Source organism: Tabrizicola sp. (genome assembly GCF_041919135.1).
Lineage (GTDB): Bacteria > Pseudomonadota > Alphaproteobacteria > Rhodobacterales > Rhodobacteraceae > Tabrizicola.
In genome coordinates this window covers 80488-102232 of sequence record NZ_JAYRUJ010000009.1, presented here as the reverse complement: position 1 = coordinate 102232, position 21745 = coordinate 80488, and the positions used below count along the sequence as shown (strand labels likewise).

23 protein-coding genes are annotated in these 21745 nt (G+C 67.5%); 4 read left to right on the top strand and 19 right to left on the bottom strand.

Annotated elements, in window-relative coordinates:
* Positions 1-5: 5 nt before the first annotated feature.
* From ACE3UA_RS09150 to ACE3UA_RS09130, 5 genes are all read right to left on the bottom strand, one after another.
* A complete protein-coding gene (locus tag ACE3UA_RS09150; protein ID WP_374644304.1) occupies positions 6-1055 on the bottom strand; it encodes an ABC transporter ATP-binding protein in 1050 nt (349 codons plus the stop codon).
* A 15-nt stretch (positions 1056-1070) separates the two neighbouring features.
* Positions 1071-1328 carry an ABC transporter permease subunit gene (locus tag ACE3UA_RS09145; RefSeq protein WP_374644415.1) on the bottom strand — a complete coding sequence of 86 codons (258 nt, stop codon included), beginning with the start codon at positions 1326-1328 and terminating at the stop codon, positions 1071-1073.
* Between the two features lie 21 nt (positions 1329-1349).
* Positions 1350-1853 carry an ABC transporter permease gene (locus ACE3UA_RS09140; RefSeq protein WP_374644303.1) on the bottom strand — a complete coding sequence of 168 codons (504 nt, stop codon included), beginning with the start codon at positions 1851-1853 and terminating at the stop codon, positions 1350-1352.
* Entirely contained in the window at positions 1853-3028 is a 1176-nt protein-coding gene (locus tag ACE3UA_RS09135) for an ABC transporter permease (protein WP_374644301.1), read from the bottom strand. The genes ACE3UA_RS09140 and ACE3UA_RS09135 overlap by 1 nt, the downstream gene beginning before the upstream one ends.
* 66 nt (positions 3029-3094) lie before the next feature.
* The gene (locus ACE3UA_RS09130; protein ID WP_374644299.1) at positions 3095-4129 is read right to left on the bottom strand and encodes an ABC transporter substrate-binding protein; all 1035 of its coding nucleotides are present in this window, start codon (positions 4127-4129) and stop codon (positions 3095-3097) included.
* A gap of 283 nt (positions 4130-4412) precedes the next feature.
* Between ACE3UA_RS09130 and ACE3UA_RS09125 the strand changes: the two genes are divergently transcribed.
* On the top strand, positions 4413-5480 hold the full coding sequence (locus ACE3UA_RS09125; RefSeq protein WP_374644297.1) for a YeeE/YedE family protein: 1068 nt from the start codon (positions 4413-4415) through the stop codon (positions 5478-5480).
* Between the two features lie 229 nt (positions 5481-5709).
* On the opposite strand, the gene ACE3UA_RS09120 is transcribed toward ACE3UA_RS09125, so the two are convergent.
* The 11 genes from ACE3UA_RS09120 to ACE3UA_RS09070 all read right to left on the bottom strand — a co-directional run bounded on the left by ACE3UA_RS09120 (position 5710) and on the right by ACE3UA_RS09070 (position 14871).
* The gene (locus tag ACE3UA_RS09120) at positions 5710-6147 is read right to left on the bottom strand and encodes a DUF302 domain-containing protein (RefSeq protein ID WP_374644295.1); all 438 of its coding nucleotides are present in this window, start codon (positions 6145-6147) and stop codon (positions 5710-5712) included.
* 31 nt (positions 6148-6178) lie between these two features.
* Positions 6179-7087 carry an MBL fold metallo-hydrolase gene (locus ACE3UA_RS09115; protein ID WP_374644293.1) on the bottom strand — a complete coding sequence of 303 codons (909 nt, stop codon included), beginning with the start codon at positions 7085-7087 and terminating at the stop codon, positions 6179-6181.
* Between the two features lie 50 nt (positions 7088-7137).
* Positions 7138-8244, bottom strand: coding sequence for a c-type cytochrome (locus ACE3UA_RS09110; protein ID WP_374644291.1), 1107 nt, complete (start codon positions 8242-8244; stop codon positions 7138-7140).
* Complete coding sequence (gene soxC, locus ACE3UA_RS09105; RefSeq protein ID WP_374644289.1) at positions 8228-9487, bottom strand: sulfite dehydrogenase; 1260 nt, start codon at positions 9485-9487, stop codon at positions 8228-8230. Before soxC ends, ACE3UA_RS09110 begins: the two co-directional genes overlap by 17 nt.
* A gap of 17 nt (positions 9488-9504) precedes the next feature.
* Positions 9505-11196, bottom strand: coding sequence for a thiosulfohydrolase SoxB (gene soxB / locus ACE3UA_RS09100; protein WP_374644287.1), 1692 nt, complete (start codon positions 11194-11196; stop codon positions 9505-9507).
* A gap of 94 nt (positions 11197-11290) precedes the next feature.
* The gene (gene soxA / locus ACE3UA_RS09095; RefSeq protein WP_374644285.1) at positions 11291-12154 is read right to left on the bottom strand and encodes a sulfur oxidation c-type cytochrome SoxA; all 864 of its coding nucleotides are present in this window, start codon (positions 12152-12154) and stop codon (positions 11291-11293) included.
* A gap of 21 nt (positions 12155-12175) precedes the next feature.
* Positions 12176-12505 carry a thiosulfate oxidation carrier complex protein SoxZ gene (soxZ, locus tag ACE3UA_RS09090; RefSeq protein ID WP_374644283.1) on the bottom strand — a complete coding sequence of 110 codons (330 nt, stop codon included), beginning with the start codon at positions 12503-12505 and terminating at the stop codon, positions 12176-12178.
* Between the two features lie 18 nt (positions 12506-12523).
* A complete protein-coding gene (soxY, locus tag ACE3UA_RS09085) occupies positions 12524-12943 on the bottom strand; it encodes a thiosulfate oxidation carrier protein SoxY (RefSeq protein WP_374644281.1) in 420 nt (139 codons plus the stop codon).
* A gap of 31 nt (positions 12944-12974) precedes the next feature.
* Positions 12975-13448 carry a sulfur oxidation c-type cytochrome SoxX gene (gene soxX, locus ACE3UA_RS09080; RefSeq protein ID WP_374644279.1) on the bottom strand — a complete coding sequence of 158 codons (474 nt, stop codon included), beginning with the start codon at positions 13446-13448 and terminating at the stop codon, positions 12975-12977.
* A gap of 116 nt (positions 13449-13564) precedes the next feature.
* Entirely contained in the window at positions 13565-14122 is a 558-nt protein-coding gene (locus ACE3UA_RS09075) for a SoxW family protein (RefSeq protein ID WP_374644277.1), read from the bottom strand.
* A gap of 11 nt (positions 14123-14133) precedes the next feature.
* Entirely contained in the window at positions 14134-14871 is a 738-nt protein-coding gene (locus ACE3UA_RS09070) for a cytochrome c biogenesis CcdA family protein (RefSeq protein WP_374644275.1), read from the bottom strand.
* Between the two features lie 85 nt (positions 14872-14956).
* Between ACE3UA_RS09070 and ACE3UA_RS09065 the strand changes: the two genes are divergently transcribed.
* The 3 genes from ACE3UA_RS09065 to ACE3UA_RS09055 all read left to right on the top strand — a co-directional run bounded on the left by ACE3UA_RS09065 (position 14957) and on the right by ACE3UA_RS09055 (position 16852).
* The gene (locus ACE3UA_RS09065; protein ID WP_374644273.1) at positions 14957-15316 is read left to right on the top strand and encodes a thioredoxin family protein; all 360 of its coding nucleotides are present in this window, start codon (positions 14957-14959) and stop codon (positions 15314-15316) included.
* Positions 15317-15427: 111 nt separating this feature from the next.
* Entirely contained in the window at positions 15428-15787 is a 360-nt protein-coding gene (locus tag ACE3UA_RS09060) for an ArsR/SmtB family transcription factor (RefSeq protein ID WP_374644413.1), read from the top strand.
* Positions 15788-15805: 18 nt separating this feature from the next.
* Positions 15806-16852, top strand: coding sequence for a YeeE/YedE family protein (locus ACE3UA_RS09055; protein WP_374644271.1), 1047 nt, complete (start codon positions 15806-15808; stop codon positions 16850-16852).
* Positions 16853-16859: 7 nt separating this feature from the next.
* Here the strand turns inward: ACE3UA_RS09055 and ACE3UA_RS09050 are convergent, their stop codons facing one another.
* The 3 genes from ACE3UA_RS09050 to ACE3UA_RS09040 are packed head-to-tail and all read right to left on the bottom strand — an operon-like array spanning position 16860 to position 21601.
* Complete coding sequence (locus ACE3UA_RS09050; RefSeq protein WP_374644269.1) at positions 16860-18344, bottom strand: SpoVR family protein; 1485 nt, start codon at positions 18342-18344, stop codon at positions 16860-16862.
* On the bottom strand, positions 18337-19650 hold the full coding sequence (locus ACE3UA_RS09045) for a YeaH/YhbH family protein (RefSeq protein ID WP_374644267.1): 1314 nt from the start codon (positions 19648-19650) through the stop codon (positions 18337-18339). Before ACE3UA_RS09045 ends, ACE3UA_RS09050 begins: the two co-directional genes overlap by 8 nt.
* 16 nt (positions 19651-19666) lie before the next feature.
* On the bottom strand, positions 19667-21601 hold the full coding sequence (locus tag ACE3UA_RS09040; RefSeq protein WP_374644265.1) for a PrkA family serine protein kinase: 1935 nt from the start codon (positions 21599-21601) through the stop codon (positions 19667-19669).
* Positions 21602-21745: the final 144 nt, after the last annotated feature.

The following is a 21745-nucleotide window of genomic DNA, read 5'->3' as shown; positions in this document are numbered from 1 at the left end:
GAAATTCAGTCCAGAACGATGGCGTTCTCGGGGGCGAAGATGGCGAACAGCGCCGCGCCGTCCGGGTGCACCCCGCTGCGGGCGCTGCCATAGGCCAGGATCGGGGCGCCCGTGGCGGTGCCAAGCGTGTAAAGCGCGCGGTCCCCGGAATAGGTGGAACTGGTCACCGTCACCGGCAGCGCGATGCGGCCATCCGTGGGCGCCCGTTCGGCGATCTCGACATCCTCGGGCCGCAAGAGCGCCAGCGCCTCGCCCTGGGCGCAGTCCGGCACGGGCATGGTGAAGCCCGGACCGCTGAACACCTGTCCACCGGCTGCGCGGCCGATCTGGCCGGGGAAGATGTTGGACTTGCCCACGAATTCGGCCACGAAGCGCGAGACGGGCCGGCGATAGAGGGCATGGGCGGTGTCGAACTGCTCTACCCGGCCCTGGTTCATCACGGCGATGCGGTCCGACATGTGCATCGCCTCCTCCTGGTCGTGGGTGACGTTGATGAAGGTCGTCCCCAGCGTCCGGTGGATCGCGCGCAGTTCCTCCTGCAGGTCGTGGCGCAGCTTCTTGTCCAGCGCCGACATCGGCTCGTCCAGAAGCAGCAGGTCCGGCTTGAACACCAGCGCCCGCGCCAGCGCCACGCGCTGCTGCTGCCCGCCCGAAAGCTCATGCGGCTTGCGCCCGGCGAAGCGGTCCAGCTGCACCAGCTTCAGCAGCGCGTCGACCCGCTCGGCGATCTCGGCGCGCGGGCGGCGGCGCACCCGCAGCGGATAGGCGATGTTGTCCTGCACCGTCATGTGCGGGAACAGCGCATAGCCCTGGAACACCAGCCCGAAGTTGCGCTTTTCCGGCGGCACCCGGGTGATGTCGCGCCCCTCCAGCAATACCCCGCCCGAGGAGACCGGCTCGAACCCCGCCAGCACCTTCAAGAGCGTCGTCTTGCCCGAGCCGGAGGGGCCCAGCAGGGTCACGAACTCGCCCTTGGGGATCGAGAGCGTCACGTCATGCAGCGCCTGGAACAGGCCGTAATGCTTTGAGACCTGGGTGATTTCGATAAAGGACATCAGACGGTTCCGGGATCAGGATTTCGGGGCCGCGACGCGCAGCTGCAGGCGGCGCAACAGGGCAAGGAACAGCAGGCTCAGCAGCGACAGCAGCACCGCGACCACCACGATCGAGGGTTGCAGCCGGTCGCGCAGGCCCGCGAACAAGGCGATGGGCAGGGTGGTCGATCCCGGATCGGCCAGGAACAGCGCCACGACCACCTCGTCGAACGAGGTGATGAAGGCGAAAAGCGCGCCGGCGGCGAAGCCCGGCAGGGCCAGCGGCAGGGTGATGGTGCGAAAGCGAAAGCTGCGCTAGGCCCCCATCGACGCCCCCGCCAGGTCCAGGTTCGGGTCCAGCCCGCGCAAGGAGGTCAGGACCGACAGGAAGACCAGCGGCGCGCCAAGCACGGCATGGGCCAGCACCAGCGAGAAATACCCGCCGCCGATCCCCGCCCGGCCGAAGGCATAGGCGAAGGCCACGCCCACGACCACCGTCGGCACGACGATGGGCGAGACGAACAGCCCCGTCAGCACCACCTGCAGCGCGGGCGGCACCAGGATCACCCCCGTCGCCGCCAGCCCGCCGATCACCAGCGCCAGCAGCATCGCCCCGACCGCGACCTTCAGGCTGTTCAGGAAGGCATTGACCCAGGTCGGCTGCGTCAGCACCTGGTGGAACCAGTCCAGCGTCAGCCCCTCGAGCGGATAGGTCAGGAACGAGCTGGTGTTGAACGCCAGCGGCCAGACCAGCAGCAGCGGCAGCGCCAGGAAGGCGGTGCAGAAGGTGACGGTGCCCCAGAAGATCACGCGCGACATCAGGCGGCCTCCAGCTTGCGCCGCGCCGTCGCCCAGCGGGCCAGCCCGGCCAGCGCCACCAGCACGGCGACCATGGCCAGCAGCAGCACCGACAGCGCGGCGGCCATGCCCCAGTTCAGCGTCTTGTTGACGAAATCGGCGATGAACCAGGCCAGCATCTGGTCCTCGGGCCCGCCGGTCAGCGCCGGGGTGACGTAAAAGCCCAGCGACAGGATGAAGACCGTCCCGCCCCCCACCGCTACCCCGCGCAGCGTCTGCGGGAAATAGACCCTGAGGAAGGTCTCGACCGGCCCGGCCCCCAGGCTGCGCGAGGCGTCGCCCTGCGAGGCGGGGATGGTCCGCATCACGTTCAGCATCGGCAGGACGGCAAAGGGCAAAAGCACATGCGTCATCGCCAGAAGCGCGCCGAAGCGGTTGAAGATCAGCTGCACCGGCTCGGCCACCAGGCCCAGGCCGACAAGGAGGGTGTTCACCAGCCCGTTGGTCTGCAACAGCACCACCCAGGCCGTCGTCCGCACCAGGATCGAGGTCCAGAACGACAGGAGCACCACCGCCAGCACGAATGTTCTGATCCCGGGCGAACCATGGGCGGCGGCATAGGCCAGCGGATAGCCGACCAGAAGCGTCAGGATCGTCACCTGCAGCGTGATGACCAGCGTGCGCCCCATCACCCGCAGGTAAAGATCCTCGCCCGAGGCAAGGCTGCCGTCCTCGGCCACCGTGATCCCCAGCGCGCGCTGATAGTGCTTCCAGGTGATCGGCGCGGCATTCTCGCGGATGATCGCCCAATAGCCCGGCTCGGACCAGCGGGCGTCAAAGGCCACCAGCCCCGCCATGGTCGGCGCGATCGCCTCCGCCTCCTTGCCGGTGGTCATGATCAGCGAGCGGAAGCCGCTGCGCTGCTGGTTCAGCATCCGGGCCACCTCGCCCAGCTGCTTCTTCTCCATCGTTCCCAGGTCGGCCAGCAGGGCCGCCGCCTCGTCATCCGGCGTCGCATCCGCTGCCAGCGCCGACAGGTTCCCGAACCGGCCGGACAGCGCCGAATTGTCCACGCTCAACGTCACGACCGAGGACAGCGGATAGACGAAGACCAGCAGATACAGCGCCACCGGCAGCATCAGCATCAACAGCGCAGCCGCGCGGCTGCCGTAGGGACGGGCAGGTGCAGAGGACATGGGAAAACTCCGTCAGGGGCGCCGGCCCGCCGCAACGGGCCGGTGCGCGTCACGCTTCGGCGCGGGTCACTGGACGATCCAGCTGCTCCAGCGTTCCTTCAGCGCGTCGTAGTTCTCGATCCAGAAGGCGTCGGAATAGGCCAGCGCGGTGGCGATGTTGTCGCCCATCGGCAGGTTCGCCACCACGTCCGGCGGCATCATCGCCGTGGCGCCGGTGTTGGTCGGGCCATAGGGCATCCGCTCCGAGAAGGTCACCTGCGCCGCGGCGTCATTGGCGATCTTCAGGAATTCCACCGACTGGTCCTTGAACGGGCTGTCCTTCGGGATCGCCCAGACATCCATGTTGTAGACATGGTTGTTCCAGACGAATTCCAGCGGCTTGCCTTCCTTCTTGGCGCTGATGATGCGGCCGTTGTAGGCGGTGCTCAGCCCGACGTTGCCCGCGACCAGCCATTCGACCGGCTGCGAGCCGGCTTCCCAGAGCTGCAACTCGGACTTGATCGTGTCCAGCTTCGCAAAGGCCCGGTCCACGCCCTCGGGCGTCGACAGCACGGCATAGACCTCGGCCGGGGGCACCCCGTCGGCCATCAGCGCATATTCCAGGTTCATCGTCGGGTTGTTGGTCATGCCCCGCTTGCCGGGGAACTTCTCCAGGTCGAAGAAATCCGCCCAGTCCTTCGGCGCCTCGGGGAAGGCCGAGGCGTTGTAGGCAAAGCCGTTGCCGATCACCACGTTGCCGACCGCGCATTCCTGCACCGCCTCGGGCAGAAGCCCGTCCCCGCCGCCAAGCGCCTCCCAGTCGATCTCCTCCAGCAGGCCCTCGTCGCAGGCCAGCTGGGCATCGGTGCCGCCCATCATCACCAGGTCCCAGGTGACATTGCCGGTGTCGCCCATCGCTTTCAGTTCGGCCAGGCCGCCCAGATAGGTGGTTTCCAGCAGCGTCAGGCCCTGCGCGGCGGCGAAGGGCTCGAAATAGGCGGCGCGTTGGGCATCCTGATAGTTGCCCCCCCAGGCCGCGATGGTGAAGTCGCGGGCGATGGCCGGGCCAGCAGCGCAGATGATGGCCAGGGCGCTGATCGTCATGGATCTTGTATGTCGCATTGCTTCCTCCCTCGGTTCTCCTGCCGGTCACGTCGCATCCTGCAAACCGGGATCACGGATCGATTCGCCGGGGCGCACACGCCGCCGATGGCCTAGATTTGCATCTGTCATAAAATTTTGCCACATATTTTTTACTATTATTGCACATCTTGCGGGATGATTGCGCGCACCACCGATCGCGCCCCCTCCCCCGCCGCCGTTGCCCGGCCGGCCGGGGGTGATCCATGTCAAAGGAAATTCCCCGCGGGCCGGCTATGGTCCCGCAGCCTTTCCGGAGGAGTCGATGGATCTCGTCGCGTTGCTGGATCATGTGGACGAAACCACCCTTGCCACGGTCATGGGCCTCTTGACGGGCGCGGTCTTCGGCATCGCGGCCCAGCGGTCCTCGTTCTGCCTGCGCGCGGCGACGGTCGAGTTTGCGCGAGGCTCCCTCGGGCCGCGGGTGGCGGTCTGGCTGCTGGCCTTCTCGACCGCGCTGGTCTGGGTCCAGTCGGCGCATCTCTTGGGCCTGTTCCGGGTCGAGGAGGCGCGGATGATGGCGGTCGCGGGCTCCTGGTCGGGGGCGATCCTCGGCGGGCTGATGTTCGGCGCGGGGATGGTGCTGGCGCGGGGCTGCTCGGGTCGGCTGCTGGTGCTGGCGGCGACGGGGAACCTGCGGGCGGTGATCTCGGGGCTGATCTTCGCGGTGGTGGCGCAGATGTCGCTGCATGGCTGGCTGGCGGGGTTGCGGGGCTGGCTGGCGGGGCTCTGGGTCACGCCGGGCGGGGCGAATGTGAACCTGCTGCACGCCCTCGGCCTGCCGGATGCGGCGGGTCTGGGGCTGGGGCTGGCCATCGCGGCGCTGGCCGTCGTCCTGGTCCGGGTCAACCGGCTGGGCTGGTCGGCGATGGTCTTCGCCTCGGGCGTGGGCTTCGCGGTGGCCCTGGGCTGGGTGCTGACCTTCAGCCTGGCCCAGGTCGCCTTCGAGCCGGTCGCGGTCACCTCGGCGACCTTCTCGGGGCCCTCGGCCAGCACGCTGATGTTCTTCCTGACCGAGGAGCCGGCGCTGGGGTTCGACATCGGGCTGGTGCCGGGGGCCTTCCTGGGGGCGCTGGTCGCGGGCTGGGTGGGGCGCGAGTTGAAATTCCAGGGCTTCGAGGGCGAGGGCCAGATGCGGCGGTCGATGACCGGGGCGGCGCTGATGGGGTTCGGGGCGATGCTGGCGGGGGGCTGCGCGATCGGGGCGGGGGTGACCGGGGGGTCGATCTTCGTGGCCACCGCTTGGCTGGCCCTGTTCTGCATGTGGGTCGGCGCGGGGGTCACCGACTGGCTGGTGGACCAGGCCGGGGCGCGGCGGCAGGTGGTGGCCTGACGGTCTGTCCACAGTGGACAGAGGGTGGAGGTCGTTCAGGATCAATGGCTTGGCTGCGGGCGTTTACCAGTTCGCAACCGTCTCCATAGCGGCGCGGCGGCATCGGGCGTCTGGCGACGGCCGGGGTCACGGTCGCTGCGGCGGATGCTTCGGGGGGCGACGTGCGACGGGCACGCCTGGCAAGCGGACGGGCGAGCGGACCCTGCCGCCGCTTGCGGGACGGCGGTGGTTACTGGCCCGCGGCCTCGCGCGAGATCGCGTCCAGAAGGGCCTGGACTTCCTGCATCGGGCCTTCGGGCATCTGGCGGTAGCCGACCGAGACCACGCCCTCGCGGTCGATGACGAAGACGCCGTAGGGGCAATGGGCGATGTTCAGCGGGTCGGCCTCCATCATCTTGCGCGACAGGACGGCCGAGCAGAACAGGAACACATCGGCATTGTCGTAGACCTTCACCGCGCTGCCGACATCGGCGGCGGTGCGGTTCAGCATCTCGCCGACATGGCTGCGATAGTCGATCACCAGGCCCTTGCCGATGATCGCGGCCTCGACGGCCATGGTGGCCTCGTCGAAGGTGCCGTCGAAGGGATAGGTGGTGGCCTCCTCGGCTGAGGCGGTGGTGGCGGAGAGGCCAAGGGCGACGGCGAGGGCGAAAGTCGTTCTGGTCATGGGAAACCCCTTTCTGTCGGATGCTGCGCGGTCAGCCGGGAACGAAGCGATAGCCGGTCCCGGCGCGTTCGACCCGGCCGATCCCGCCTTCGGGCAGGTGAAAGCCGATGATCGCATGGCCATCGGCGGCGAGACGGTCGAGAAGTGCGGCGCGGGTGGCGGCCGCCAGCGCCGGATCCTGATCCGAGCCGGAGGCCCAGTCGGGACGCTCGAAAGCGACGTGATGGTTGGCGATGCAGTCGCCAAGGATCAGGGCCGGGGTCGGCCCGGCGATCTCATAGGCGAGGTGGCCGGGGGTGTGACCCGGGGTCAGGCGGGCGGTGATGCCGGGCAGCGGTTCCTCGGCATCGGCCAGGAGGCGGACCGAATCCGCGATCACGGCCAGCCGGCGCGAGGCGCCCGCCGCGAAACTGGCCCGCGCCTCGCCGATGGTGTTCGGGGTCTCGGGGTCGGTCCAGTAGTCGTATTCGGCCTGGCCGATCATGTGGCGGGCGTTGGGAAACAGGGGTTCGTCGAACTCGTCCAGGAGGCCCCAGAGATGGTCGGGGTGGCCGTGGGTGAAAAGGACATGGGTCACGTCCTCGACCGTCAGGTCCATGGCGGCCAGCGCCTCGGCCAGCTTGCCGGCGGAGGGCTGGAAATCCGGGCCGGAGCCGACATCGAACAGGATGGTGTTGGTCCCGTCGCGCAGGAGGGTGACGTTGCAGGGCGGGGTCAGCCGGTCGGTCGGCAGCGCGTGGCGGGCGACGATCGCCTGCGCCTCGGCCTCGGGCATGCCGCCAAGGATGAAATCGGCGGGCAGGACGAGGTTGCCGTCCGACAGCGTGTCGATCCGGGTTTCGCCAAGGGTAAGCGTGCTGGCGGCCCAGAGGCGGCGGGGCGCGAGGGGCATCGCGGCGGCGGCGGCGCTGGCGGTCAGGAAATGGCGGCGGGTCAGCATGGCGGGGCCTTTGCATAGGGCCCCCGGAGAAGGTCCGGGGGGCTGTCGCCTCAGTCGGCGAAGGTGGAGAGCCAGGCGATGACGGCATCGCGGTCCTCGGCCTTCTTCAGGCCGGCGAAGGACATCTTGGTGCCGGGGGCGAAGCCCTTGGGGTCTTCGAGAAAGGCGTGCAGCGCGGCCGAGTCCCAGATCCCGCCGCCCGCGCCCAGGTCGATGAGGGGCTTGGAATAGCTGAAGCCCCCGGCCGAGGCGATGGCCCGGTCGACGACGCCGTTCAGCGCGGGGCCGACGGCGTGCTTCGCCCCCTCGCCGACCTTGTGGCAGGCGGCGCATTTGCGGAACACCTTCTCGCCCGCCTCGATCAGGGCGGGGTCGGCTGCGGCGTGGTCCTCTGGCTCCTCGGTCTCCGGCTGTGCTGCCTCGGGTGCGGTCGCCTCGGGCGCGGGGTCCGCCATGGGTTCGGCGGGGGCTGCTTCGGCCGGGGCGGTTTCGGAGGCGGGGGTCAAGAGCGGCAGCGTCCCGGCGGGCTTGCCGTCCTCGTCCTTCGGGGTGACGTTCAGGTCGGCCGCGCGCTTGGTGACCTGGGGCGGGGCGGTGCGGCAGTCCGCCATGCAGGGTTCGGCGCGGAACAGCGGGTATTCGGTTTCGGGCCGGTCATCGGGATAGAAGCCCCCGGCGTTGGGCATCACGATGCTGACGAAATTGTCCCTGGTGAGGGTGAAGTCATCCTCGACCAGCCCGTTGGAGTAGAGCAGGAAGGCCGTGATCGCATAGGTGTCGTCGGCCGACAGCGTCTGCGCCTGGCCGAAGGGCATCGAGCGGTGGACATAGTCGTAGACCGTGGAGAGATGGGGCCAGTAGCTGCCGATGGTCTTGACCGGGCGCGGATCGGTGAGGGTGCCGCCGGCGAGGACGGGCCAGCTGTCCAGGCCCTCGGCGAATTCGCCGTGGCAGGAGGCGCAGTTCGCGCCGAAGACCTCCTCGCCCGTCAGCACGTCGCCCTGGCCTTCGGGCAGGCCGGTGCCGTCGGGCAGGACGGTGGCGTCCCAGGCGGCGATCTCCTCGGGCAGGGCGGGGCGGCCCAGGCCCAGGGGCTCGGCCGCGGCGGGGGTGGCGAGGAGGAGGGCGGCGAGAAGGATCTCAGGCGATTTCGACATTCTCGACCTCTCCGTCGGCGCGCACCCACCAGACCTGGATGCCGTTGTTGTGGTAGACGTTGTTGGTGCCCCGGATCTCGCGCAGGGCCTGTTTGGTGGGCTGGACATAGCCGGTCTCGTCCACGGCGCGGGACATGATGAACATCTCGGACCCGTCCCAGGCCATGTCGTGGTGAAAGCGGGTCAGCGCCTTGGAACGCGCCTCGCCGGTGATGCGGGCGGGGGTCCAGCTGTTGCCGCCGTCGGTCGAGATGTCGACGCGGGTGATCCTGCCGTTGCCCGACCAGGCAAGGCCGGTGATGACCAGCGGGCCGGCGCCGTGGCGGATCGGGGCCTGCGGGCTGGGGGAGGTGATGACGGATTTCGCGTCCATCACCCAGGTCCATTTCCGCGCCCGGCCGTCGGGCATCATGTCGGTGTATTTCGAGGTCTCCTCGCGGCTTTCGACGGCCTGGTCATAGACCGAGATCCGGCGCAGCCACTTGACCCACATGTTGCCCTCCCAGCCGGGGACGACGAGGCGGACGGGGTAGCCGTGTTCCTTGCGCAGGGCCTCGCCATTGGCGAAGAAGGCGACCATGACGTCGTCCAGCGCCTTTTCCAGCGGGATCGAGCGGCCGTTCGACGAGGCGTCGGCGCCTTCGACATAGACCCATTTGCCTTCCGGCTTGACCCCCGCCTCGGCCAGGAGGTCGCGCAGCATGACGCCGGTGTATTCCATGTTGTGGATCATGCCCTGGGTGAACTGGCAGCCTTCCAGCTGCGCGCCGCCCCATTCCATGCCGCCGTTGGCCGCGCATTCGCAGAAGGCGATGGAGATCTGGCGCGGGAAGCGGAGCAGGTCCTGGAAGGTGAAGACGAGGGGCCGGTCCACCAGCCCGTTGATCATCAGCCGGTAATCCTGCTTGGACAGGGTGATCGCGCCGGAATGGTGGCGTTCGAAGGCGCAGCCCTGGGGGGTGATCGTGCCCTCGAGCGCGTGGATCGGGGTGAAGTTGATCGAGGAGGCGGTGCTTTCGGTCAGCCATTCGACGTTGCGGCGGACGACATGCGATTCGAACTCGATCGGCAGGCCGTAGGGGGTGGCATCGACGGGATCGCCGAAGATCGAGGCCCAGTCCTGCACCTCGGTGATCAAGGGGTCGGGGGTCTGCGCGCTGGCGGCACTGGCGACAAGGCCGGCGCCGGCGGCGGCGGTGCCGGCCAGGAAGGCGCGGCGGCTGGGTTTGGGTTCGTCGGTCATCTGGCGAACGCGCTCCTTCAGAGTCCAGTCACGGCGACCGGGGTGTCGGGGGCAAGCGCGATGGTGCCCTTGCGCTTGATGTAGGCCTCGACCAGGTCGTAGATCGCCGGGCCTTCGGTGTTCTCGTTGATGCTGGCCCAGCCCGAGACGACATAGGTCTTCGCCGGGTCCAGCGCCTCGCCGGTCCTGAGCAGGGTCATGTTGGACAGGCGGCTGCCCTGCGGCTTGGTCACGTCGATGGAATAGGCCATGCCGCCGACGCGGACCATGTCGCCGCCCTGCTGGTAATAGGGGTCGGGGTTGAACAGGTTGTCGGCCACGTCCTCGAGGATCGTGTGCAGCATCTCGCCGGTCATCTCGGAGCGGTAGGCGTTCGGATAGGTGATGGCGGTGCAGTTATACAGGTCCTCGCGCGTGATCGGCTGGCCGGGCAGCAGCGAGGGGCCCCAGCGGAAGCCGGGCGAGAGGGCGATGTCGGCCTCGCGTTCCTCGATCAGGGCGTTCAGGATCAGGTCGTCCCAGGTGCCGTTGAAGTTGCCGCGCCGGTAAAGCAGGCCCTCGGTCTGGCCCAGAACCTCGTCGAGTTCGGCCTTGAAGGGCGCGCGCTCGGCGTCGATGGCGGCGGCGACCGCGGCGTCGGGGGTGATCACGTCCGAGAAGATCGGGATCAGCTTGTGGCGGAAACCCATCATCCGGCCCTCGCGCACGTCGAGATCGACGCGGGAGACGAACTTGCCGTTCGAGCCCGAGGCGATCAGGAGGGTCTGGCCGACCAGCACCGGCTCGGGCAGGGCGTCATGGGTGTGGCCGGTCAGGATCACGTCGATGCCGGGGATGTTGCCGGCCAGCTTCTTGTCGACGTCGAAACCGTTGTGCGACAAGAGGACGACCAGCCCGGCGCCGGCATCCCGGACCTCTTGCACGACCTCGGCCATCCGTTCCTCGCGGATGCCGAAGGAGAGGTTGGGGAACATCCAGGACGGGTTGGCGATCGGCATGTAGGGGAAGGCCTGGCCGATGACGGCGATCTTCACGCCGCCGCGCTCGAACATCTTGTAGGGCTCGTAGGCGGGTTCCTCCCATTCGGCGTCGAAGATGTTCGCGCCGAGGAAGGGGAAGTCGAGCGTCTCGACGATCTCGGTCACGCGGTCGATGCCCAGCGTGAATTCGAAATGCGAGGTCATCGCGTCGGGCTTGAGCAGGTTCATCACGTTGACCACATCCTGCCCGGCGGTCTTGAGGCAGGTGTAGGAACCCTGCCAGGTGTCGCCGCCGTCCAGCAAAAGCGCGTCGGGCCGGGCGGCGCGGATCGCCTTGACCACGGTGGCGACCCGGTCGAGCCCGCCCATCCGGCCATAGGATTTCGCCAGCGCCTCGAAGTCGGAATAGGTCAGGGCATAGGCCTCGGGCGTGCCGGGCTTGATCCCGAACATCTCCAGATAGGCGGGGCCGACGACATGCGGCGGGTTGCCCTTGGCGCCGCCGACGCCGATGTTCCACTCCGGCTCGCGGAAGTAGAGCGGCTTCAGCTGGGCGTGGATGTCGGTGATGTGGATCAGGGTGACATTGCCGAAATCGTCGAATTGCAGGAGCTGGTCCTGGGTCAGCGCCTGCTGGGCCGCCAGCCGCGACCAGTTGCCAAGGCCGGATGCGCCGTAGACCGCCGAAGCGGCCAGCGAGGCCTGAAGAAATTCGCGCCGGGTGATCATCCCGCTCTCCTTGGTCGTGAGGGTAGAAAGACCCGGCCGGCCATGCCGGGCCGGGTCTGTCATTCGTTCTGCATGTCGGGCCGGCGGTCGGGGGTCAGTGGCGGACCGAGACGCCCTCGACCGACAGGCCGTTGCCGCGCGAGGCGACGTAGAGTTCAAGCGCCTTGAACTCGTCCGAGTTCGGCTTGAAGGTCTCGGCCCTGGTGTCGCGGACGCAGCCGACGAAACGCTGCTGCGCCGAAAGGATGCCCGCATCCTTGAGACGGTAGGTCGGGAAACCGTTGATCTGGCCCTGCGACAGGTGGTCGGCGCGGATCATCTTGCCCTGGTTGTCCTCGTGGCAGTTGGCGCAGGACATTTCGAGCTGGCCGAAGCGGGTGTAGTAGATCTCCTTGCCCTTTTCCCAGAAGGGCGCGGCCGCGCCGTCGATGGCGATGTTCACCGCCATGCCGCGCGACTGCATCGCGATCAGGGCAAGCATGTCCTTCATCTCGTCCCCGGTCCATTTCCAGGATTCCAGGCCCATCCTCTCGGTCACGCAGGTGTCGATGTAGTTCTCGACCGTCATCAGCTTGCCGGTCTTTTCGTCGACGCGCGGGGTGACGGCGCGCAGCCCGGCCATGGACTCGGGCCCCTCGTGGCAGCCGGCGCAGCTTTCGCCGCCCTTGCCGATGGCCGAGTTCCACAGGTCGAGGCCCCGATCGACATAGACCATGCCGGGATTGTCGAAATCGTCGCGTTCCAGATCGCGGGTCTCGTCCTCGCGGTAGTGCCAGCCGGAGTAGATGGTGTCCATCGTATCCTTCAGGAAGGCGGGCGCGGGGGCGGTGGTGACCAGCTCGACGGTGCCGTCCTCCGCTTCGACGACAAGCCTGTCCTCGACGGGATCGGCGAAGGCCGTGCCCGCGAGGGCAAGACCGAAGGTCAGCGCGACAAGCGATGTGGCTGTGCGGTGCATGGCTTCTCCTCCCCTATGCTGTCAGGCGATCGCGATCGGCTTCACGTCCTCGTAGACAGAGCCGTCGTCGTCGTACCAGGTGAACTTGAACTCTCCCGCCGCATCGACCCTGGCGTCGAATTCGAAATAGGGGTTGGTCGAGACCGCGGGTTCGACGGTCACGTCGATCACGTTCACCCCGTTCAGGTCGCAGGTGAAGCGGTTGATGATCTGGCGCGGGATCAGGTTGCCGTCCGAGCCCTTGCGCTGGCCGGATTCCATCTTGTGCGAGATCAGCGCCTTGATGGTGACGACCTCGCCGGCGGCGGCGGACTTGGGGACTTTCACCCGGGGTTTGACTTCTTCGACCATGGTGTCTCTCCTGATGTCTCAGCCGCCGCAGCCGCCGATGGTGACCTTGACGGTGGCCTGGGCCTGCTTGATCGAGCCGTCGGCCATCCTGGCCATGGCGATGACCTCTTGCGTCTTGGCCAGGCGGATGCGGGTGGCGGCGAACTGGCGGCCGGCGGCGGGGCCGAAGGTGAAGGTGGCGACCGCGGGCTCGGGGTTGCCCGAGGCGAGGAGCAGGATCGCCACCGCGCCGGGGGCGTCGACCGAGACCGGGACGGTGTTGCCGTTCTCGGCGATCTCCGGGGTGGTCAGGGTGATGCCGTCGGTGCCGGGGGCCGCGCCGGCGGTGAAGGCGGCGGTCAGTTCCTCTACCGTCGATGCGGCGGAAAGGCCGGGGATCGCGGCAAAGGCGATGCCGCCGAGGCCGAGGGTGAGTGCCTTGCGTCTGCTGAGGGTCACGGGGTTCTCCTGTCTGTAAGCGCCTTCGGCGTCATTCCTTGAGGGTGAGGAGGTAGGCCACCACATCCTCGACCTGTTGCGCGGTGAGGATCGGCGGCAGCTCGCCCTCGGCCGCCTTGCCGGTGTAGCCGTCGCCGGGGCGGATGTAGCCTTCGGTCTTGTAGAAGGCGGGCATGAAGCTGCCCTCGAAGGTCATCTTGGCGTTGCTGACGATGCCGCGCAGCTCGGCCTCGGTCCAGCGGTCGGCCGCGCCGTCGAGGGCGGGCGCGATGGTGCCGGGGAACTGCACGTCGGGCAGGGCCGCGATGGTGTGGCATGCCACGCAGTTGCCAAGCGCGTTGGTGGTCATCACCTTGACCCCGTTCGCCGGATCGCCCGGGACGCCGGTCAGGGAGTCCGCGATCTTGCCGGCGTCGAAATGCACCTCCTTCGGCGCGGTTTCGGCCAGGGCTGGCGCTGCAAGCGACAGCGCGACGGCTGCCACCAGACAAGTCTGGCGTGTCATTCTGATCCTCCCCTGTATTCCTCCGTGAATTCACTATGCGACGATATGCCGCTTACGGCAAGGAAAAAGATAGGAGAAAACCTATATACCTATATGCCTAGATAAAGCTTGCCGGGTCACTGGTTTTCGGTCATGCGCTCGGCCACGAATCGCTGAAAGTTCTCGCCGCTGTCGTAGCCGCGGTCGCGCACCCAGATCAGGAGCGACTGGAACATGCCCTTGCCGATGGCGCCGGGCATCATGGCGACGGCGGCGTCGGGGGCCGGCACGCCCTCGGGCACATTCTCCGGCAGGAAGATCAGCGTCGGCGTGAACATCACGCCCCAGCGCAGCGCCATGTCCTTTTCGGACAGGACCGTGCCGTCGAAATCGGTCACCTCGACATCGCCGAAGAGGTTCAGCTGCACGACGAAATAATGGTCGCGGATCAGCTTTTCGATCGCGGGATCGGTGAAGACCTTCTCGTGCATCTCGGTGCAGTAGATGCAGCCGCGCTGTTCATAGACCAGCATCAGTCGCTTGCCCTCGGCATTGGCCTCGGCCAGGTCGTCGCGCAGGTCCTTGAAGGTCTCGCGCAGCCAGGCGGGCTTGTGCAGGCCGTCGTCGCCCAGTTCGACCGCCAGCGCGGGGGTGGAGAGGGCAAGGGCGGCAAGAAGGAAAAGACGGCGCAGCATGGGGGCTCCTGTCAGGTCAGGGTCGCGGACCAGTCGAAGGTGCGGATCATCCAGTCGGCGATGAGGTTGACGGTATTGGTCGCGATGAGCAGGCCGAAGACGATGAGCATCACCCCCATCGCCTTTTCGACATGGCCCATCAGCGCGCGGTGGCGGGCGACCCAGGCCAGGAACGGCCCAGCGAAGAAGGCGGCCAGCACGAAAGGCAGGGTCATCGACAGGCCGTAGACCAGAAGCAGCATCCCGCCGCGCCAGAGGTCGCCCATGCCGCTGGCGACCATCAGGATCGCGGCCAGGGCCGGGCCGACGCAGGGGGTCCAGCCAAAGCCGAAGGCCAGGCCCATGACATAGGCACCGGCCAGCGTGCGGGGGTTGGACGCGCTTTCCACCCGCGCCTCGCGGTAGAGAAAGCCGATGCGCAGGATGCCCAGGAAATGCAGGCCGAACAGGATCAGGACGGCGGCCGCGACCCAGGAGAGCGGTTCCTTCCACTGGGCGAAGCTGCGGCCGAGGGCCGTCGCGCCAAGGCCGAGCAGGACGAAGATCGTCGTCACGCCGATGGCGAAGGCCAGCGCCTGCACGACCAGCCGGCCGCGCGCGCCGGGGGCGATGGTGTCGCCGTCGCGCAGTTCGCGCACCGAAAGCCCGGCCATGTAGGACAGGTAGAAGGGCACCATCGGCAGGATGCAGGGCGACAGGAAGGACAGAAGCCCCGCCAGTGCCGCACCGCCGAACGTGATGTCGAGCATCGTCCCCCTCCCCCGGAGAAGCGCCGTCTTGCCGGAAAGGCAAATGTAGATTACGATAGTTCTATGTTTCTATGAGGCTGTCAACGTGACTCGTCCCGGCCTTCTGGCAGCGGCCGTGCTGGCCGTCCTTCCCGCCATCGCCGTGGCGGGAGAGCTGGAGCTTTTGATGTTCGAGCAGCCGGGTTGCATCTATTGCGCGGCCTGGACCGCCGAGGTCGCGCCGGAATATCCCCTGACCGCGGAAGGCAAGGCCGCCCCCCTGCGCCGGTTGCAGCTGCGCGACCCGCTGCCCGAAGGGTTGGAGCTGGTCGCGCCCCCGGTCTTTACCCCGACCTTCGTGCTGGTCGAGGACGGGGCCGAGACGGGCCGGATCGAAGGCTATCCGGGCGAGGATTTCTTCTGGCCGATGCTGGCGCTGCTGATCGGCAAGGCCGAGCGGAACTGAGGCGCGGGAGACGCGATCCCCGGCAAAGCCGACGGCCAGGCAACAGGTGGGTTGCCCTTTGCGGATCGCGGAAGCAATAACGGGGCCAGGGCAATCCGGGGCGGGCGCTTGGTGGAGGACGAACAGCTCAACGGCGGACAGGCGGAGGACGCCGTGTCGGACGCGCATCCCGACCTTGACGGGTTGGTTGCCCGCGCCGAAAAGGCCGCCACGCTGCTCAAGGCGATGGGGCATGACGGGCGGCTGGCGATCCTGTGCCACCTGCGCACCGGGCCGAAAAGCGTGACCGAGCTTGAAAACCTCTTGTCCGCGCGGCAGGCTATCGTGAGCCAGCAACTGGCGCGGCTGCGGCTGGAGGGCATGGTCAGCGCCCGGCGCGAGGGGCAGGCGATCTATTATTCCCTGCTGGACCCGAAGGTCACCGCGGTGATCGAGGTCCTGGCACGGCTTTACGGACCAGAGCAGGGCTGAACGGCCGGAGGAGGGCGGATGCTGGAGACGGTTCCGATCGGAGTGCTGGCCGCCCTGGTGGGCCTGGCGGGCGGGGTGGTCCTGGGTCTGGCGGCGCGGCTGGGCGATTTCTGCACCCTGGGCGCGCTGGAATCGGCGGTCTATGGCCGCGACCAGAGGCGGTTGCGGCTTTGGGGTGTGGTGCTGGCGGTGGCGGTCCTGGCGACGCAGTTCGGCGCGATGGCCGGGGTGATCGACCTGGGCGGCACCTTCTACCATGCGATCCAGTGGAACGCGCTCGGCTCGATCGTCGGCGGGCTGGTCTTCGGCTATGGCATGGCGATGGCCGGAAACTGCGGCTTTGGCGCGCTGGTGCGCTTTGGCGGCGGCGACCTGCGCTCGCTGGTGGTGGTGGTGGTGATGGGGATCTTCGGCTTCATCGCGCTGTCGGGGCCGCTGGCGCCCCTGCGGGTGACGCTGTTCCCGCAGCCCGAGGCGACGGGGCCGCAGGGCATCCTGCATGACCTGGGCCAGCTGGGCCTGCCGCCGGTCGTGGTGATCCTGGCGATCGCCGGGGGGTTGCTGGCCTGGGGGCTGGCGCATCCCGGCCTGCGGCAAAGCCCGCGCCAGATCGCCTGGGGCGTGGCGGCGGGGCTGGCGGTGGCCTGGTGCTTCCTGGGCACCTCCTGGCTGGCGGCGGAAAGCCTGGGCGAGATCACGGTGGAGGGCCCGTCCTATACCGCGCCGGTCGGGCGGACGCTGATCTTCCTGATGACCTCGACCGCCGGGGGGATCACCTTCTCGGTCGGCTCGGTCGTGGGGGTGATGGTCGGCTCGCTGATCGGCTCGATCCTGCGCGGGCTGTTCCGCTGGGAGGCCTGCGAGGACCCGCGCGAGCTGGGCCGCCAGGTGGGGGGCGCCGCGCTGATGGGCGTGGGGGGCGTGGTGGCGATGGGCTGTTCGGTCGGCCAGGGCGTCACGGGTTTCGCGACGCTGGCCTGGTCGGGGCCGGTGACGCTGGCCGCCATCATCGCCGGGGCGATGCTGGGCCTGCGCCAGCTGATCGCGGGCTATCAGCCCGAATGACGATGCCTCAGGTCTCGCGCTGGCTGGTCAGCCGCACGTCATAGCCCCAGAGCCGGCGGCAATGCTCCAGCGTCTTCCTGCGGTTGCCGTCATCCAGCGGCACGCCGTCGAACATCCGATGTTCCAGGTGCAGGACCCGGTCGCCCAGCAGGTCGACATCGGCGACCTGGATCACCGGCTCGGTCAGGGCGGGGTCGTTGGCGCGCTGGAGCGTGTCGCGCACCCGGTGGTAGCCCGCCGCGTCATGGATGGCGGACACGCGATACCAGGTCTGGTTCTCGTCCTCGGTCAGGGCGAAGAGGCGCAGGTCGCGGATCACGCGGGGGCTGAGGAACTGCTGGATGAAGCTTTCGTCGCGATAGGCGGACCAGGCCTCCTTCAGCACGCCACGCCAGTCGCCGCAGCCCGCGACATAGGGGAACCACTCGCGGTCCTCCTCGGTCGGGTCGGTGCAGATGCGCTGGATGTCGCGCATCATGGCGAAGCCGATCGCATAGGGGTTCAGGCCCGTGAAATGCGGCGCGTCGAAGGCGGGCTGGGTCAGCACGTTGGTATGGTTCGCCAGCACCTCGAGCATCGCGCCATCGCCGATCCGGCCGGTTTCGTGCAGGCGGTGCATGATGTGGTAATGCACGAAGGTGGCGCAGCCCTCGTTCATGATCTTGGTCTGGCGCTGGGGATAGAAATACTGGGCGATGTGGCGGGTGATGGACAGCACCTCGCGCTGCCAGTTCTGCAGGACCGGGCTGAACCGTTCCAGGAAATACAGCAGGTTCTCCTCCGGCAGGTGCATCTCGCGCTTGCGCTCCTGCATCTGGCTCTCGGCCTCCGAGCCCGGCTGGGCGCGGTCGAGGCCCGACCAGATGTAATGCACCTCGCGCTCGCGCTCCGCCTCGCGGCGGCGGGCGCGTTCCTCCTGCTCGCGCGCGGTGGGGGGCGGCGGGCGGCGGTGGCGGAAGACGCCGCAGGACATCAGCGCATGGGCGGCGTCCAGGATGCGCTCGACCTCGGCGGGGCCGTGCTGGTCCTCGCAGCGGCGGATGTAGGCGCGGGCATAGGCCAGGTAGTCCAGGATGTTCTCGGCATCGGTCCATTGCCGGAACAGGTGGTTGTTGCGGAAGAAATGATTGTGGCCAAAGGCGGCATGGGCCATCACCAGCGCCTGCATCGGCATGGTGTTCTCTTCCAGGCAATAGCTGACGCAGGGGTTGGAGTTGATGACGATCTCATAGGCCAGCGCGCTGTGCCCGGCGGAATACTGGCGTTCGTGGTGGATGAAATGCTTGCCAAAGGACCAGTGGCCATACATCAGCGGCATGCCGATGGCGGAATAGGCATCCAGCATCTGCTCGGCCGAGATGATCTCGATCTGGTTGGGATAGATCTCGAGCCCGAGGTCCCGAAGCGCCACCGCCTCGATCGCGTCATGGGTCCTGCGCAGCAGGTCGAAGCTCCAGTCGCTCTGGTCGAAGAGGAGGCCGCTGTCAGCCATGGCCGGTCTCCCTGGCGAAAAGCTCGCGGAACACGGGGTAGATGTCGGCCGGCCGGGCGATGCGCTTCTGCGCGAAATTCGGCCAGGCCTCGGCCACCGACAGGTAGGTGCGCCAGAGTTCGGTGCCGGTCTCGGGGCTGCGGAGGATCGCGGCCTCTTCGGGGGCCATGATCTCGACATAGGCGAAATACTGGCAGTGGCGCATCAGCTCGTCGCGCAGGATCGTGCCGCATTTCTCGGAATCGCCGGAGAAATTCTCTCCGTCCGAGGCCTGGGCGGCGTAGATGTTCCAGTCGGCGGGGGAATAGGTCTCGCGGATGATGCGCTGCATCTCCTCCAGCGCGGTGCTGACCACGGTGCCGCCGCTTTCGGCGGAGTGGAAGAAGGTCTCCTCATCCACGGCGCGGGCCAGGTGGGTGTGGCGGATGAAGACCAGTTCCACCCGTTCGTAGTTGCGTTTCAGGAACAGGTGCAGAAGGACGAAGAAGCGTTTCGCCAGGTCCTTCTCGCGCTCTCCCATCGAGGCGGAGACATCCATCAGGCAGAACATCACCGCATTGGCCGTCGGATCGGGCCGCATGTCGAAATGGCGATAGCGCAGGTCGACCGGGTCCAGGTAGGGCACCCGGCGCTGGCGCAGCCGCATCCGTTCCAGCTCGTGCCGCAGGCGGTCCAGCTCGCGCCGGGTGGCGTCGTTGCGCGGGGCGTTGCGCTCCAGATCGTCGATGCGCGCCGCAAGGTCGGCCACCGCCCGCAGCCCCGGCCGTTGCAGCGCGATCCGGCGGCCGATGGCCTTGCGCATCGTCCGCGTGACGCTGAGGTTGGCGGGCGGGCCCGTCACCGAAAAGCCCGCGCGGTGGGGATGGGTGGATTCGATCCGCTTCAGCGAGCGTTTCACCAGGTCGGGCAGTTCCAGGTCCTCGAAGAACAGGTCGAGGAATTCTTCCCGCGAGAGGGTGAAGACGAATTCATCCTCGGCCTCGCCCGACATCGAGCCCTCGCGCCCGGCCCCGCCGCCGCCACCGGGGGGCGGCTTGTCGATGCGGTCGCCGGTGCGCAGGGCGCGGTTGCCGGGCAGGACATGTTCGCGGTGTCCGCCCTGGCGGGCATTGCGGAAGGACGGTTCGTGAATGTCGCCGGCCGAGACGGCGACCGCGTCGCCCTGATCGACATCGGCGATGGCCCGCGCCTTGACCGAGCGGTCCACCGCCGCCTTGACCGCCTCGCGCACCCGCTTGATGAAGCGCCGGCGGTTGCCAAGGCTGCGGTCCTTGGGATTGGCGCGTCTGTCGATGAAATGGGTCATGGCGCGGCCCTTCCGCCTAGCCCGCCTTGCTGACGCGCATGTACCATTCCACCAGCCGCCGCACCTGCCGCTGCGTATAGCCGCGCGCCATCATGCGATCGACGAATTCGGCATGCTTGGCGTCGGTATCGCGGTCGCGCTTGGCGCCGAAACTGATCACCGGCAACAGGTCCTCGACCCGGCTGAACATGCGCTTTTCGATCACCCGGCGCAGCTTTTCGTATTTGCGCCAGTCGGGATTGCGCCCGTCATGCTCGACCCGCGCGCGCAGGACGAATTTCACCACCTCGTTGCGGAAATCCTTGGGATTGGCGATGCCCGCCGGCTTCTCGATCTTTTCCAGCTCCTTCTCCAGCACCTCGCGGTCGAACATCTGGCCGGTGTCGGGATCCTTGTAGTCCTGGTCCTCGATCCAGGCGTCGGCATAGGCGATGTAGCGGTCAAAGAGGTTCTGGCCGTAGTCGGAATAGGATTCGAGATAGGCCTTCTGGATCTCTTCCCCGATGAATTCGGCAAAGCGCGGCGCAAGGCCGGACTTGATGAAGTCCAGATAGCGGCCCTGGGTCTCTTCGGGGAATTGCTCGCGCAGGATGGTGTTTTCCAGCACATACATCAGATGCACCGGATCGGCGGCGATCTCGTCGGTGTCGTGGTTGTAGGTCTCGGACAGGATCTTGAAGGCGAAGCGGGTCGAGGTGCCGGTCATCCCCTCGTCCACCCCGGCCTTGTCGCGGTATTCCTGCAGGGATTTCGCCTTGGGGTCGGTGTCCTTGATGCTTTCGCCGTCATAGACCCGCAGCTTGGAGTAGAGGGTCGAATTCTCGTGGTCGTGCAGGCGGGTCAGGACCGAGAACCGCGCCAGCATCGGCAGGGTCTCGGGCGCGCAGGGCGCGGTGGCCAGCGTGCTGTCGGCGATCAGCTTCTGATAGACCTGCGCCTCTTCGGTGGCGCGCAGGCAGTAGGGGACCTTGACCACGGTGATCCGGTCCAGGAAGGCCTCGTTGTTGCGGTTCGACTTGAACTGCAGCCATTCCGCCTCGTTCGAATGGGCGAGGATCAGGCCCTGATAGGGCATCGCGCCGATGTTCTCGGTGCCCATGTAGCTGCCTTCCTGCGTGGCGGTCAGCAGCGGGTGCAGCACCTTGATCGGGGCCTTGAACATCTCGACGAATTCCAGAAGGCCCTGGGTCGTGCGGTTCAGCCCGCCGGAATAGCTGTAGGCGTCGGGGTCGTTCTGGCTGAACTCCTCGAGCTTGCGGATGTCCAGCTTGCCGGTCAGGGTCGAGACGTCCTGGTTGTTGTCGTCCCCCGGTTCGGTCTTGGCGACGCAGATCTGCCGCAGCATCGAGGGGTAGATCCGCGCCACGGTGAATTTCGCGATGTCGCCGTCGAATTCCGCCAGCCGCTTGGTCGCCCAGGGCGACAGCGGATAGCGCAGAAGGCTGCGGGGGATGTTGTACTTGTCGGCCAGAAGGTCGCCGAAGCGTTCGGCGTCGAACAGGCCCAGCGGCGATTCGAACAGCGGGCTGACCTGGTCGCCGGCCTTGAGCACATAGACCGGCTGCTGCTCCATCCGGCGTTTCAGGATCTCGGCGATGCTGGATTTGCCGCCGCCGACCGGGCCCAAGAGGTAGAGGATCTGCTTGCGCTCCTCCAATCCCTGCGCGGCGCGCTGGAAGAAGCCGACGATGCGCTCGATCGTCTCCTCGACGCCATACATCTCGTCGAAGGCCGGATAGCGCCGGATCGTGCGGTTGAGGAAGATGCGCCCCAGCCGCTGGTCCTGGCTGGTGTCGACCAGCCGCGGCTCGCCCAGGGCCTTGACCATCCGTTCCGCCGCTGTGGCGCGCATCGTCTGGTCGCTGCGGCACCCCAGGAGGTAGTCCTGCAGGGAGAGTTCCTCGATCTTCTGCCGTTCGAAAACTTCGGAAAAGCGGGTGAAGACCTCCATTGCTAAAGCTCCTTCGCTTGATCGGCATCCGGACGCGCCGATCGCGCCCCGCAGACCGAAAGACGCTTTGAATTCAACGCGACGCATCACGGGCCCGGCCCGGTCGTCTTGTCGAAATCGAAACCATGTCACTGTGGGAAACGA